This is a genomic window from Maribacter sp. PR1, assembly GCF_028464145.1.
In the GTDB taxonomy this organism is placed as follows: Bacteria; Bacteroidota; Bacteroidia; order Flavobacteriales; family Flavobacteriaceae; genus Maribacter.
Map to the genome: position 1 here is coordinate 460,582 of NZ_JAQPCG010000002.1, position 14,281 is coordinate 474,862.

The following is a 14,281-nucleotide window of genomic DNA, read 5'->3' on the forward strand; positions in this document are numbered from 1 at the left end:
AGCGGCGCGAGATGGTGCAGTAGCTAACATGTCATAAGCACGATCTTCATTGAATATTACGTGATTTAATTTCACAAAAATCAATTTTAATTCAGAATAATAGCCCCTTTTATTCGTAAAAAGTTTTACGAATGAAATACTCTATGTTCACAACAATGACCCTTTTGGGTCTAACCATGGGCTCATTGGCCCAACAACAACCAACAGATTCCCTAGAGGGAAAAAAAGTAGTATTGGACGAGGTTTTTGTCTCCGCAGTACGGGTGACCAAGGAATCACCGGTTACCTTTTCAAACCTGACCAAGGAACAGATCAAACCTAGAAATTTGGGTCAGGATATTCCGATTCTCATGAATTTTTTGCCTTCCGTGGTAACAACATCTGATGCCGGAGCCGGAGTAGGTTACACCGGAATACGGGTAAGAGGTAGCGATGCAACCCGAGTTAATGTCACCATTAACGGAATACCGTATAATGATGCCGAATCCCAAGGAACTTTTTGGGTCAATATGCCCGATTTTGCTTCTTCCACCCAAAGTCTACAATTACAGAGGGGTGTTGGAACATCCACAAATGGTGCCGGAGCCTTCGGAGCAAGCTTAAATTTATTGACCGATGGTTTTTCTGAGGAGGCTTTTGCTCAAATTTCGTCTTCCGTTGGAAGTTTTAATACCCTAAGGAACAATTTTAAATTTAGTACGGGTCTTTTAAACGATCACGTGGAAATCTCGGGAAGGTTATCCCGAATTACTTCAGATGGTTATATCGATAGGGCTTCCTCGGATTTGGATTCCTATTTTATACAAGGGGCTTACAAAGATGAGAACACCCTGATAAAAGCCTTGCTTTTCGGTGGGCATGAAATAACGTATCAAGCTTGGTATGGTATCGATGCGGCCATGTTGGAAACCGATCGTACTTTTAATCCATCGGGAATTTATACCGATGAAAACGGAAATACTCAATTTTATGACAACGAGGTGGATAATTATAAACAAGACCACACCCAACTTTTATGGAACGAACAAATATCCGAATATTGGAGTACCAATTTAGCATTGCACTACACTAGGGGAAGGGGCTTCTTTGAACAGTATAGGGAGGATGATGATTTTGAGACCTATGGTTTTGAACCGTTGATGGTTGATGGTGAGGAAGTAAATACGACCGACCTGATCCGTAGACGCTGGTTGGATAATAACTTTTATGGAACCGTTTTTTCCGCCACATATGATAAGGAAAATCTTAATCTCATTTTCGGAGGAGGCTGGAACAAGTATGAAGGAGATCACTTTGGTGAGGTCATTTGGTCAGAATTTGCCAGTAATAGTGCATACAGAGATCGGTACTATGATGACACCTCCAAAAAGACGGACTTCAATATCTATTCCAAGGTCAATTACAATTTGAACGACAAATGGTCACTTTATGGGGATTTACAATATAGGGCCGTAGCGTATCAAGCCAATGGGGACGATACGGGACTGGTGGATGATACTTTTAATTTTTTTAACCCTAAGGCCGGTATCACCTTCGATTTGAACCGAAACAACAATTTTTACTTCTCATATGCCAATGCCAGTAGGGAACCCAACCGAAACGACTATGAAAATGGCAATCCGAGACCAGAAAAGTTGAACGATTGGGAGTTGGGTTGGCGCTATATCAATCCGGATGTTCAATTGAACACCAATATTTATTATATGAAATATCAAGATCAATTGGTACTAACTGGGGAATTAAACGATGTTGGGGCACCCTTAAGGGCCAACGTAGGAGATAGTTATCGTTTGGGTCTTGAAGTTGATGCCCAGATAAGATTCAATGAAAAATTTACTTGGAGGCCCAACTTGGCCTTAAGTACCAATAAAAATGAAGATTTCTTATTTCAACGAGATGGTACGTTGGAAAATTTAGGAAATACGAACATAGCCTATTCTCCGGATATTGTTGCAGGCAACGTAATCACCTACAGTCCTACGGATGCTTTTCAGATTTCGGTATTGTCTAAATATGTAGGAAAGCAATATATGGGCAATATAGATTCAGAGGCTTCTGTTTTGGATGCCTATTCCCAAACGGATTTAAATGTCCAATATGAAGTTGCCTTCAATGGTTTTTTACAGAGTATTGTATTTTCCGGGTTGGTCAATAATTTGTTTGACACCGATATCGTTTCCAATGGCTATTTTTTCACCTACGACGATGATTTTTCTACTCCAGGGGTAATCACCACTATTGAAGGTGCAGGTTATTATCCACAAGCGGGTATTAATTTTCTATTGGGAGCTACGGTTAACTTCTAAATGAATAAATGCCTCAAAATAATTTCAATCCTTATTTTGGGGCTTTTTTAATTCGTTACCGTAACACTATTTCCACCATAACTAGTCCGATACTCCAACATGTCGTAATAGCGATTTCCGTCATCTGGCCTGTTAAGCATCTGTCCGGTAAAAAGACTGTACTCGTAATCTTCACAGGAACAGGTGGCCACTTGGCCATTCAAAGTCATGGTAGAACAATTGTTTGGGGCGTGGTTGGGACAACTCGCTTCAAAAGCACGAAATTGGTTAAAACCTGCATTGATAATAAATATCCCTTGCGTGCCAACACCATCCGCAGTGACTAAAACTGCACTACCAGTATTGGTTAATGGGCTGTAGAGGGGAAGGTTCAAGTTGGCGTCGAATCTGAAGTTTATTTCTTGTAAATAAGGATTTCTATTGGTGCCATTGTTTTCGCAAGCAAATAAAAATAGCAAGAATAATAGACCGGATATTCGTTTCATGTCCTTACAATGTTTGGGGAATAGATAAGCAAATTTGAGCAAAAATATATATATTTGTGTTAAATCCTCTCTAAATAAGTTGTGCCTACACGACTGTTATAGAGGATTTTGCTATTTATAAAACGATGACACAATGAGTAACGTATCATATTATACAGCCGAGGGATTAAAAAAGCTTAAGGAGGAATTAAATTATTTAAGGGATGTGGAACGCCCGAAGGCCTCCCAGGCTATTGCCGAGGCACGCGATAAAGGCGATTTATCCGAAAATGCGGAATATGATGCCGCAAAGGAGGCACAGGGACTTTTAGAAATGAAAATCTCAAAAATGGAAGCCACTTTGTCCAACGCTAGACTAATTGATGAGTCGCAATTGGACACCTCCAAAGTTCTTGTACTTTCCACCGTAAAACTGAAGAACCAGACCAATGGTATGGAAATGAAATACAAATTGGTAGCAGAAAGTGAGGCCGATTTGAAATCCGGAAAAATCTCGGTCAATTCGCCCATAGGCAAGGGTCTATTAGGTAAAAGCGTAGGAGACGTGGCGGAAATATCAGTGCCAAATGGTAAAATGAAATTTGACATTCTGGAAATTACAAGGGAATAATATCTGATAATTACCTAATTTTAATCCCATCATAGTCATTTTATGATGGGGTTTTTATTTTTTTAAAACGTAGAACATGGCATCAATTTTCACTAAAATTATAAAAGGAGAAATACCCAGTTATAAAATTGCCGAGGACGAAAATTACCTTGCGTTTTTAGATATAAATCCCAATGCCAAAGGGCATACCCTGTGCATTCCAAAAACGGAAGTTGATAAGTTGTTGGATTTGGATGAAGCCACCTACAGTGGCCTCATGGATTTTTCAAGAAAAGTAGGTAAGGCCATTGAAAAAGCTATCGATTGTAAAAGAGTAGGATTAACGGTAATAGGTTTAGAAGTTCCTCACGTTCATGTCCATTTGATACCATTGACCTCCATGCAAGACGCTACTTTTCAAAACAAAGTGAAATTTTCAGATGAAGAGTTTGAGGAAATTGCAAAGGATATCAAGGCTAAACTTTAATAGTTCCTCCCAATAAAAAATAGACACCAACGGCCACTATCGTTATCATTAACAATAGAATAATAAAAAACAGAAAGGTTGGTTTGGTCGACTTCTTTGCGGGCACTACTGTTTTTTGGTAGTAGTCGAACATTCTTTCTATATCATCGGTCCATTTTACCGGATAAATCATAGAACTACATTTCCTACACACGATTTGGTTGGATATTTCATTCGTAGTTTTATGAAAAAAGGGACTGTAGGTATGCTTTTGGTAAAAAGTGAGCTTTAAATCCTGATTAAAGCATTCAGGACAATTATTGTTTAAATCTGCTTCCTTAATTACTTTGAGTTTTTCCTTTGCCATGACTATTGGTGTACTTTGAACGTAATTTGCATTATTGTGCCTTCCTTCCCGGACGACAGTACTTTAATCTTACCTTGATGGTATTCCTCCACTATTCTTTTTACTAAAGAAAGGCCTAGTCCCCATCCTCGTTTTTTAGTGGTAACTCCTGGGTTAAAAATAGCATTATATTTTTTTTTGGGTATTCCCTGCCCTGAATCTGCGATGAGTATATTAACAAATTTTCCGTTAGGTACAATTTCAATAGCAATACTTCCTTTCCCTTTCATGGCATCAATTCCATTCTTGACCAAATTTTCAATAGTCCAATTATATAAGGAACTATTCAAAAGAACCATGGTTTTTTCTACTTGTGAATTGAACGAAAAATGGATAAGTTTAGAACTTCTTCTTTTAAGATAGTCGTAGGCACTCTTAGTCTCCGATACGATATCGGATTCATTAAGCTTAGGAAGAGAACCTATTTTTGAAAATCTTTCGGTAATGGTTTGAAGCCTTGCAATGTCCTTTTCTATATCTCGGGTTATTTCCTCGTTGATATGCTCTGATTTTAGTAATTCGTTCCAACCTAAAAGTGAGGATAACGGCGTTCCGATCTGATGTGCAGTCTCCTTGGCCATACCTGCCCACAGTTTGTTTTGTTCGGACGCCTTATTGGTTTTAAATAAGAAATAAATAACGGCTCCAAAAAGCAGGATTATTAATAATAGTGCAATGGGATAGAACTTAAGTTTATTCAGTACTTCAGAATTACCATAATAAAGCGTTGCCAAATGTTCCCCTTGCTGATCTATGGAAATTGGTACATTTTCATCTTGGAACTGCCTTAGTTTTTCGGCAATATAAAGTGAATCCGTAACCATTTCCGAAGGTATATTGTTTACACGGATAGAACTGTCCTTATTAATAAGGATCATGGGTGTGGAGGTGTTGTTCTGGAAAACCTTTAAGTGGAGGCTGCCAAGATCAACATCTTCTGGGGATTGTAAGAACTCGGATTGGGCAGTGGCCCAAATTTCCATTTTTAAACGCTCTTCTTCCTTAAAGGTTTTAAAAAAGCTATTTGTATTCCAGAGAATTAGACTCACAACAATAAAGGAGCCAATTACTAGAAAAATATTGGTTGATTTGTTTTTAGGACTAAAATTCATCCAACTATTTTGTTCTATTAAAGATAACCTAAAATGTAAATATTTGTTGTGTATTGGACTTTATACTATTTTATTCCCCAAGCATTTTGTTTACTTTTGGCTTTTGAAGTTAAAGCGCATATAAGATGGAAATTGAAGGAAAAATAAAAATGGTAGGCGAGACTAAAACATTTGGCAACAATGGTTTTAGAAAACGCGAAGTTGTAGTAACTACAGACGAGCAATATCCACAGCACCTGATGGTAGAGTTTGTTCAGGACAAATGTGATTTGTTGAACAACTATGGTGTGGGCCAGGACGTTAAAATAAGTATCAACCTACGTGGAAGGGAATGGACCAATCCCCAAGGTGAAACAAAATATTTTAATTCTATCCAGGGATGGCGAATAGAAAACCTTCAACAAACGCAACCGGAGGGAATGCCTCCTGTTCCTCCCATGGAAGCCTTTGAACCAGCTGACAATATCAACGAAGAGGATCACGATGATCTTCCCTTCTAGGATATCAAGTAATAACATTTATACTTTAATTATGAAAGCTTGTTTGACCTTAAAAAGGTTAAACAAGTTTTTACATTTTTACCCAATTTGTTAATTTGAAAAAAAGTTTTTGAAATTGCAGAAAGGTAGAGATTCCATATATTTTTTAGGAGAGGAGATGTACTTCCCCCCGGTGGAGAATGCTAACTCTGAAGGATTATTGGCAGTAGGTGGCGACCTATCCTCTGAAAGATTGCTTCTGGCCTACCAAAATGGAATTTTCCCGTGGTTTAATGACGATTCGCTTATACTTTGGTGGAGCCCTGACCCAAGGATGATATTATACCCAAAAGACGTAAAGATTTCTAAAAGTATGCGAAAGTTGATAAGGGAGAATAAATTCAATATTACTGTGAACACTAGTTTTAACGAAGTTTTGGAGCATTGTTCTTCCATTAAAAGAGAAGGTCAAGCAGGTACATGGATTACGGAGGAAATGAAGTCGGCGTACATGGAATTGCATAAAAAGGGCATTGCAAAATCCTATGAAGTTTGGGAAGATGGGAATTTGGTCGGCGGTCTTTATGGGGTGGACCTAGGTCATGTATTCTGTGGAGAAAGTATGTTCAGCAGAAAACCCAATGCTTCTAAATTTGCATTTATTAGGTTGGCTCAGAATCTTCTGGAGAAAGATTACCGCTTCATAGATTGCCAATTGTATACTGATCATTTAGCAAGCCTTGGTGCAAAAGAAATACCTAGAGAATCCTTTATAAAGCAATTAAAGATTTAAGACTAATTCCGTTAGAAAAAAAAGTTTATTTTCTGTAGATTGTGCATAATTTTCGGTCCTATACTCCATTCCAAGCTGAAGTTTCGTAGTCGTACTTAAAACCCAACCTAATTTTGATGTTAATCGTTGGTCAAATGCTGGTAACAATGATTTTCCAACACTAAGCAGTGATTCCGTAGATACCATTAGATAAGGTTCGCCTATATCCAATTCCTTACCTTTTAAGGGAAAATCTAAAGCAAAACGATAACGGAACCTATGAACAGTACTAGATTTGGTAATACGTTGCTGGGCGCGTAGACGGTGGCCGTATCTAATGCTTCCCCGTTTTAAGGTGATATTGTATTGTTCCGTGAACCTAAGTTCGTTTTCAGTACTATTTTCAAATGTTTCCTTAAGCCTATATTTAATACCAAACCCAATGCTTTGATTGTCTAATACTTTAAAGTTAGAAAAATGATTTAAATCTATTTGACGAACATTTAATTGTAAGTCTGAATCCCGATAAAAATATGAGCGTTTTTCCACTGAGAAGTTATGGGAGTAATTGGAGCTAACATCATAATTAAGGGATACTTTAGGATTCCAGTAACCAGTAAGGTTTTCCTGTGCCTTTACTAATGAAGGCATCAAAATCACAAAAAGCAATGAAAATATAAAAAGTAGTCTAGTAGAGAACGTGGTCATAGTTTGGAGGTAAAGACTTCCTTGTTTTCTTCATTTTCCCGTTGGCATCAAATAATATCTCATAGTCATAATATCCCTTGTCTTTTTTACCAGCAACTATAAATTCATAATTTATGGTCGGTAGAAGTAAGTTCTGAAAAGCATTTTTAATCGTTTTTTCCAACGATTCGTTTTTATAGGTAGGATATTGTTGCTGTATCCTTTTAATACGATGTTTGGTAAATGAACTTCCGAGATAGCGCTCAATGTTTTCGCATGTTTCCGAGGGGATATCTACTTTTTTTATTAATATTTCCACATCTTCTAGAACGCCTTCTTCATTAAATTCAACACTATACCAAAGTCTGTCTTTTTTAAACTTAGCCTCATAACTAACTTTGGTACTATCCGTTTCGCGATAAAATTTTATACGTCTAGCATCATCCAGTTTTTCATCGATGAGTTCAAGCGCGGAGGAAGGAAATTGTGATTTCTTAATTCTATATTCCCTTTCATATTTGTGCTGTGCGTTTAAGGAAACACACAGCAAAGCGAATAGCAATAGAATATTAAACTTCTTCATATCTAAAACAACTTATTTCATGGTCATTGACCATTCCCGTAGCTTGCATCATTGCATATATTACGGTACTGCCTACAAATTTAAAACCTCTTTTTTTTAGGTCTTTGCTTACTAAGTCCGAAAGAGGCGTTTTTCCAGGAGCTTCCTTATAATTTTCAACACGATTTTTTATTGGAGTGTTATTCACAAAGCCCCAATAATAATTGCTAAAACTTCCAAATGTAGATTGAACTTCCATAAAAGCTTTAGCGTTGGATACCGTTGCATTAACTTTTAATTTGTTGCGTATTATTCCGGCATTGTCTAACAAATCCTTTATTTTGTGTTGGTCGTACTGCGCTATTTTTTTATAATCAAAACCATCAAAGGCCTTTTTAAAGTTCTCTCGCTTTTTTAAAATAGTGATCCAACTTAGTCCAGCCTGAAAGGTTTCTAAAACGAGAAATTCAAAAAGGGTCGCATCATCCTTTACAGGTACGCCCCATTCCTTGTCATGATAGGCCTCATATAGGTTATCACCTTCGCACCAACCACAACGATTTATTTTCATAGGAAATGTATTAAACCACAATTCAAATTCTAACAAATGTAAAAATTCCCGCTACAAAATCTTGTAGCGGGAATTTTATTCTATAGCATCTTTCGTTATTAATTAACGGCTACGGTAGATTTCTTGCTCAAATCTATGTATTGTAACTCTCCGTTTTCCAAAGCTTCCTCAATGTCCGCTTTTACATATTTATAAATGTTAAAGAATTTTTTACCGTTGAGAGATGTAATTTTAATTACATCGTTATCATAAACCTTTACCACTTTTACCTTTACATCGTCCAAGCTTTTATAGTTGGCAATACCTCCGCGTTTAATAATAAAATTCGAACTTGGAAAATGAATGTGATTAAAAGGTAGGTTAGAGTCTGTTTGAATGGTGAAGATGTCGCCAACCTCTATTTCATTAGATTTTTCTTGACCAAAAACACCAAAAGACACCAAAAATAATGTTAAAAATGTGAGTACATGTTTCATAGTTTTATCGATTTAAGGTTCATAAAATAGTTGTAAAAACAGGAAATGTGGCTTGGATAATGGGTACTGTTGAAAATTACACCCCTAAAATTGTCATATTATCATTAACATCCCTATAAATCTTACAATTCAAAAATATAAAAGCTATTTAAACTAACAGTATTATATCTGTTAAAAAAAGTTAAACTTTCAATAAATGATAGTAATACTATTATATTAGCGAGTGTAATAGAGTTAAGTTTGCAGTATGGAAGAGCTATTTCAAGGAGTTAGAATACGTGTTAATGACAAGTTATTTGTCAAGGATCCAGAATCCTCAACCCTAGGTAAGTCAATCGTAGAGATTAGTATCGTGATGATGGGCGAATTAGGTTTTGAAAAATTTAACTTTAGAAAGTTGGGGGAAAGAATAGGGTCCAATGAAAGTTCTATTTATCGTTATTTTGAAAATAAGCATAAGCTTTTATTGTATCTAACATCTTGGTACTGGGGCTGGATGGAATATCAATTGGTATTCGCAACCCATAATATTGCAGAGCCAAAAGAAAAGTTGTCTAAAGCAATCTACATGATTACCCGTGAAATTAAAGAGGATTCTAATTTTTCACATATTAACGAAGTTCTTTTAAATAATATAGTGATTAACGAATATTCTAAATCGTACTTAACAAAAGAAGTGGATGAAGAGGATAAAGAAGGATTTTTTGCCAGTTATAAGCGCCTGGCTAAAAGGTTAAGTGATATGATTCGTGTTTTCGACCCAAAATATAAATATCCTTCCAGCCTCGCTAGTACTATATTGGGAGGGGCATTACATCAACATTTCTTAAAAAACCATTTCTCTTCATTGACAGAATGTAATGATAAAGTTACACCAACCGAATATTTGACTAACCTTGTCTTTAACGTATTAAATCAAAATTTTAATGACTAATCAAGTAATGACCGCTTGGCAACGGCTAATAGGTATGTTGCGCTTGGATAAACGTGATGTTTTTCAAATTTTTTACTATGCTATTTTCGCAGGTCTTGTAAGTTTGTCCCTGCCATTAGGGATTCAGGCAATAATCAACTTAATTCAAGGGGCCCAGATAAGTACATCTTGGATTGTCTTGGTCGTTTTGGTAACGCTAGGAGTTATTTTTGTAGGAATTTTGCAATTAATGCAAATTAGGATTATTGAAAATCTACAACAAAAAATTTTTACGAGAGCCTCTTTTGAATTTGCTTACAGGTTTCCTAAAATAAAGATGAGTGAGCTTCATAACTACTATCCACCGGAGCTCGCAAATCGGTTTTTTGATACCTTGACCATACAAAAGTCCTTATCCAAGGTACTCATAGATTTTCCAGCGGCATTACTACAAATTATCTTTGGTCTGCTATTACTTTCCTTTTACCATCCTTTCTTTATTATTTATGGCATGCTTTTATTAGGGCTTATTTATATAGTCTTCAAGTTTACGGCCAAAAAAGGTCTGGATACCAGTCTGGAAGAGTCCAAAAACAAATACAAGGTGGCACACTGGTTACAGGAAATCGCAAGATCTATTGTAAGTTTTAAGCTTTCCGGTAAAACTTCTCACGCCATAGATAAAAATGACACTTTGGTTACCAAATACCTGGACGCTAGGGAAGGACACTTTAGGATTCTAGTGATTCAGTTCATTCAAATGATTGGATTTAAAGTGTTGGTAACAGCAGGATTATTGTTGATTGGAGGTCTGTTGGTACTGAACCAAGAGATGAATATTGGTCAGTTCGTAGCAGCTGAAATCATCATTTTATTAGTGATAAATTCGGTTGAAAAGTTGATTATGGGTCTTGAGACTTTTTACGACCTACTTACATCCTTAGAAAAAATGGGACAAGTTGTGGATAAGGAGTTGGAGTCCCAAGAAGGTGAAAAACCTTTTTATGAAGGGGAAAGCTTTTCAGTTGAATTGGAGGATGTCCGTTATAATCTGCCAGATACGGGTAGAGTAGTGCTTAATGGTATAAATCTTAAAATAAAACCCAACGATATTATTTATTTAAAAGGGGGAAGATATTCTGGCAGGACGAGTCTTCTAAGAGTTATTGCCGGAATATTGGAACCGGATTCTGGTGGGGTTTATATTAATAATGCCTCAATGAAGGGGATAAACCTTAGCTATTATCGCTCATATGTGGGACAATCCTTGGCAGACGAATCGCCATTTGAAGGTACTATATTGGACAATATAACTTTCGGTGATAAGTCTATACCCCAAGAACAAATATACTGGGCACTTGAGAATGTTGGGCTCACCAGTTTTATTAGAGAGCAACCGGACGGTTTGCAGACAATCATATATCCTGAGGGAAAACAAATACCCTATATCGTATCCAAAAAAATAGTATTGGCCAGGAGTGTCGTTAACAAACCTAAGTTGTTGGTGCTAAAAGATCCATTGGACCAGTTTGGCAAGGAAGAGTCCAATCACATTATAAGGTTTTTAACAGATCCAGTCAATGGATGGGCCCTTATGGTGGTCAGTGAAAACGATGCTTGGTCAGAACATTGTAATAGGGTAATTACATTGGAAAATGGTAAAGTGGTGAACGAGAAAAATAAGTAGGGTTATGTTGAACATTTCACACAATAAGCTAAATCAGAAAGTCTCCTTGGAGCATTTTAATTCTGTCAAGAAAGTTTTTCATCAGCGACATTATAAGCATTTTAATAGGTTTCTGTTCGCTTTTGCCATGATTGGAATTATTGTTCTTTTTTTGCCATGGACCCAGAATATTACGGGAACAGGTTCTGTAACCACTTTAACACCAGACCAAAGACCACAGACTATACAATCACCGATTCCTGGCAGGATTGAGAAGTGGTTTGTACGGGAAGGGGACTATGTGGAAAAGGGTGACACCATCCTTTTTATTTCCGAAGTGAAAAACGAGTATTTTGACCCTAGATTGGTAGAAAGAACAGGTAATCAACTTAGGGCGAAGGAGGCTTCGGTAAATTCTTATCAAGGAAAAGTCAAGGCGTTGAACGTACAGATTTCAGCACTAATTAATGAACGAAAGTTAAAGTTGCAGCAGGCACAGAATAAGCTTATGCAAGCCAAGTTAAAAGTTAAGAGTGACAGTATTGACCTGGAGGCCGCCAAAACGAATATTAGAATAGCAGAAAGACAATTTGAGCGTACAGATCAATTGGAAAGCGAAGGCCTAAAAGCAGTTACCGATGTAGAAGAGAAAAGAATGAAGCTTCAAGAGGCCCAAGCCAAATTAATATCCCAGGAAAATAAACTTTTGGCCGCTAAAAATGAAGTTCTTAATTCCGAAGTGGAAATAAACAGGGTACAGGCTGAGTATACGGATAAAGTATCAAAGGCCCAGAGCGATATGTATACGGCACAATCTAATCAATTCGACTCCGAGGCACAGGTCAATAAGTTAGAGAGTGAGTTTACCAATTATGAAATAAGAAATGATCTCTATTATATCAAAGCCCCTCAGAATGGATTTATAAACAAGGCAATACAAGGAGGAATTGGAGAAACCTTTAAAGAAGGTGACCGTTTGGTGGGAATTATGCCTTCGGATTATGATGTTGCCATTGAGACCTTCGTAGCTCCATTAGACCTTCCGTTAATCCATTTAGGGGAAAAAATCAGGATCAGATTTGACGGGTGGCCGGCAATTGTATTTAGCGGATGGCCCAATGTATCTTATGGAACCTATGGAGGTAAAGTGGTAGCTATAGAAACATTTATAAGTTCTAATGGAAAATATAGGGTGCTTGTGGCACCGGATGAAGATGATCATGCTTGGCCAGAGGCGATTAGAGTTGGGTCTGGTGCAAATACCATAGCCTTATTGGAGGATGTTCCCATTTGGTATGAACTGTGGAGGCAGTTAAATGGTTTCCCTCCTAACTATTATCAACCAGAAGGAGCACAAGCGGAACCTGTCAAAAAATAAGTATGAACAAGTACATTATCCTTAGTTTGCTTTTTTGTAGTTCTTTTTTGTTACATGGTCAAGAGAACGATTCTATTGTACTTAAGTTCAATGAATATCTTGGATATGTAAAAAAATACCATCCCATAGCAAAGCAAGGGGAGCTTGCCATAGGAATCGGCCAAGCTAATCTTATGAAATCTAGAGGTGGCTTTGATCCTAAAGTCCAAGTAGACTATGATGCGAAAGAGTTCAAGGGAACAGAATATTATGATCGTCTTAATGCAACTTTTAAAATACCCACTTGGTATGGAATTGAGCTCAAAGGAAATTTTGAACAAAATGAGGGAGCTTTCATAAACCCTGAAGAGTCGGTTCCTGATCAAGGTCTCTATAGTGCAGGAGTTTCTGTATCCCTTGGTAGGGGATCATGGATTAACGAGCGTATGGCCACTTTAAAAAAGGCAAAATTCTTTAGGGAACAGACTATGGCGGATCGGGATTTATTGGTCAACCAAGTATTGTTCGATGCCTCATTGGCTTATTTTGATTGGTTACAGGCGTATAGGAACAATAAGGTCTATTCTAATTTTTTGGAGAATGCCGAAACCCGATTTGTAGGGATAAAAAAGAGTGCCTTGGCAGGTGATATTGCGGCTATTGATACTGTTGAGGCCCAAATCGCGGTTCAAAATAGGGCTTTAGAGCTGGAGCAGGCACGGGTGAATTTGGTCAATAAATCCATGGAACTTTCAAATTTTCTATGGCTGGGAGATAATATTCCAGCCGATTTACAACCCAATGTGGTCCCAGAATGGAATTTGGATATGGGAATTGATGCCACTCTGGAAATCTTGGGCAAACCTTTGGATAGTTTTTCACTGGAGAACCATCCTAAATTAAAGTCATTGGGATATAAGGTAGATGGTCTACGCGTGGACAAAAGGCTCAAAACCAATAAATTACTTCCGACTATAGATGTTGAGTACAATTTATTGACCGAAACCCCGAAATATATCAATTCATTTGAACCCGAATTCTACAAAGGTGGTATTACCTTTGAGCTACCTTTGTTTCTGCGAAAGGAGCGCGGCGATTTAAAATTGGCGAAAATGAAATTGTTGGATGCCGAACTTGAATTTAATAATGCACAAGTTGCTATTCAAAACAAGGTGTTGGCCATTTATAATGAATTGGATTCTTTTGAAAATCAAAACCAATTGATAAGTGATATAGTGGCTAATTATCAGCGCATGCTAAGTGCCGAGGAGCGAAAATTCAGTTTTGGCGAGAGCTCACTTTTTTTAATCAACTCTAGGGAAAGTAAGCTGATAGATGCCGTTTTAAAACAGAACGCTGTTCAAAACAAGTATTATACGGCCAAAGCAAAACTCTTTAATAGTTTGGCCGTAAACCCTGAGAATTTATAATAAT

16 protein-coding genes are annotated in these 14,281 nt (G+C 37.2%); 9 read left to right on the plus strand and 7 right to left on the minus strand.

Annotation, left to right across the window (positions count from 1 at the left end; genetic code table 11):
- Positions 1–131: 131 nt before the first annotated feature.
- The gene (locus tag PP182_RS05725) at positions 132–2,306 is read left to right on the plus strand and encodes a TonB-dependent receptor (RefSeq protein ID WP_272650377.1); all 2,175 of its coding nucleotides are present in this window, start codon (positions 132–134) and stop codon (positions 2,304–2,306) included.
- Between the two features lie 47 nt (positions 2,307–2,353).
- On the opposite strand, the gene PP182_RS05730 is transcribed toward PP182_RS05725, so the two are convergent.
- Positions 2,354–2,791 carry a Rieske (2Fe-2S) protein gene (locus PP182_RS05730; RefSeq protein ID WP_272650378.1) on the minus strand — a complete coding sequence of 146 codons (438 nt, stop codon included), beginning with the start codon at positions 2,789–2,791 and terminating at the stop codon, positions 2,354–2,356.
- Positions 2,792–2,924: 133 nt separating this feature from the next.
- Between PP182_RS05730 and greA the strand changes: the two genes are divergently transcribed.
- Positions 2,925–3,401, plus strand: coding sequence for a transcription elongation factor GreA (greA, locus tag PP182_RS05735; RefSeq protein WP_272650379.1), 477 nt, complete (start codon positions 2,925–2,927; stop codon positions 3,399–3,401).
- 76 nt (positions 3,402–3,477) lie between these two features.
- Positions 3,478–3,867: an HIT family protein gene (locus PP182_RS05740; protein ID WP_272650380.1), complete on the plus strand. Its 390-nt coding sequence runs from the start codon at positions 3,478–3,480 to the stop codon at positions 3,865–3,867.
- On the opposite strand, the gene PP182_RS05745 is transcribed toward PP182_RS05740, so the two are convergent.
- A complete protein-coding gene (locus tag PP182_RS05745; protein ID WP_272650381.1) occupies positions 3,857–4,213 on the minus strand; it encodes a hypothetical protein in 357 nt (118 codons plus the stop codon). The genes PP182_RS05740 and PP182_RS05745 overlap by 11 nt on opposite strands.
- A 2-nt stretch (positions 4,214–4,215) precedes the next feature.
- Positions 4,216–5,364 carry a sensor histidine kinase gene (locus PP182_RS05750; protein WP_272650382.1) on the minus strand — a complete coding sequence of 383 codons (1,149 nt, stop codon included), beginning with the start codon at positions 5,362–5,364 and terminating at the stop codon, positions 4,216–4,218.
- A gap of 125 nt (positions 5,365–5,489) precedes the next feature.
- Here PP182_RS05750 and PP182_RS05755 point away from each other — a divergent pair, with 125 nt between their 5' ends.
- Positions 5,490–5,864 carry a DUF3127 domain-containing protein gene (locus PP182_RS05755; protein WP_272650383.1) on the plus strand — a complete coding sequence of 125 codons (375 nt, stop codon included), beginning with the start codon at positions 5,490–5,492 and terminating at the stop codon, positions 5,862–5,864.
- Between the two features lie 136 nt (positions 5,865–6,000).
- Positions 6,001–6,636, plus strand: a complete 636-nt coding sequence (aat, locus tag PP182_RS05760; RefSeq protein WP_272650518.1) for a leucyl/phenylalanyl-tRNA--protein transferase — start codon at positions 6,001–6,003, stop codon at positions 6,634–6,636.
- Here aat and PP182_RS05765 read toward each other — a convergent pair.
- The 4 genes from PP182_RS05765 to PP182_RS05780 form a co-directional block, all read right to left on the minus strand.
- Positions 6,625–7,266: a DUF2490 domain-containing protein gene (locus tag PP182_RS05765; protein WP_272650384.1), complete on the minus strand. Its 642-nt coding sequence runs from the start codon at positions 7,264–7,266 to the stop codon at positions 6,625–6,627. The two genes, aat and PP182_RS05765, sit on opposite strands and share 12 nt — an antisense overlap.
- Positions 7,267–7,303: 37 nt before the next feature.
- Positions 7,304–7,885 carry a hypothetical protein gene (locus tag PP182_RS05770; RefSeq protein ID WP_272650385.1) on the minus strand — a complete coding sequence of 194 codons (582 nt, stop codon included), beginning with the start codon at positions 7,883–7,885 and terminating at the stop codon, positions 7,304–7,306.
- Positions 7,872–8,435, minus strand: a complete 564-nt coding sequence (locus PP182_RS05775) for a DNA-3-methyladenine glycosylase I (RefSeq protein WP_272650386.1) — start codon at positions 8,433–8,435, stop codon at positions 7,872–7,874. The genes PP182_RS05770 and PP182_RS05775 overlap by 14 nt, the downstream gene beginning before the upstream one ends.
- 98 nt (positions 8,436–8,533) lie before the next feature.
- Positions 8,534–8,911, minus strand: coding sequence for a hypothetical protein (locus tag PP182_RS05780; protein WP_272650387.1), 378 nt, complete (start codon positions 8,909–8,911; stop codon positions 8,534–8,536).
- A gap of 247 nt (positions 8,912–9,158) precedes the next feature.
- Between PP182_RS05780 and PP182_RS05785 the strand changes: the two genes are divergently transcribed.
- The 4 genes from PP182_RS05785 to PP182_RS05800 are packed head-to-tail and all read left to right on the plus strand — an operon-like array spanning position 9,159 to position 14,277.
- Positions 9,159–9,845 carry a TetR/AcrR family transcriptional regulator gene (locus tag PP182_RS05785; RefSeq protein ID WP_272650388.1) on the plus strand — a complete coding sequence of 229 codons (687 nt, stop codon included), beginning with the start codon at positions 9,159–9,161 and terminating at the stop codon, positions 9,843–9,845.
- Complete coding sequence (locus PP182_RS05790; RefSeq protein WP_272650389.1) at positions 9,838–11,511, plus strand: peptidase domain-containing ABC transporter; 1,674 nt, start codon at positions 9,838–9,840, stop codon at positions 11,509–11,511. The genes PP182_RS05785 and PP182_RS05790 overlap by 8 nt, the downstream gene beginning before the upstream one ends.
- 4 nt (positions 11,512–11,515) lie before the next feature.
- Positions 11,516–12,868: an HlyD family secretion protein gene (locus PP182_RS05795; RefSeq protein WP_272650390.1), complete on the plus strand. Its 1,353-nt coding sequence runs from the start codon at positions 11,516–11,518 to the stop codon at positions 12,866–12,868.
- A gap of 2 nt (positions 12,869–12,870) precedes the next feature.
- Complete coding sequence (locus PP182_RS05800) at positions 12,871–14,277, plus strand: TolC family protein (protein WP_272650391.1); 1,407 nt, start codon at positions 12,871–12,873, stop codon at positions 14,275–14,277.
- The last annotated feature ends 4 nt before the right edge of the window (positions 14,278–14,281 follow it).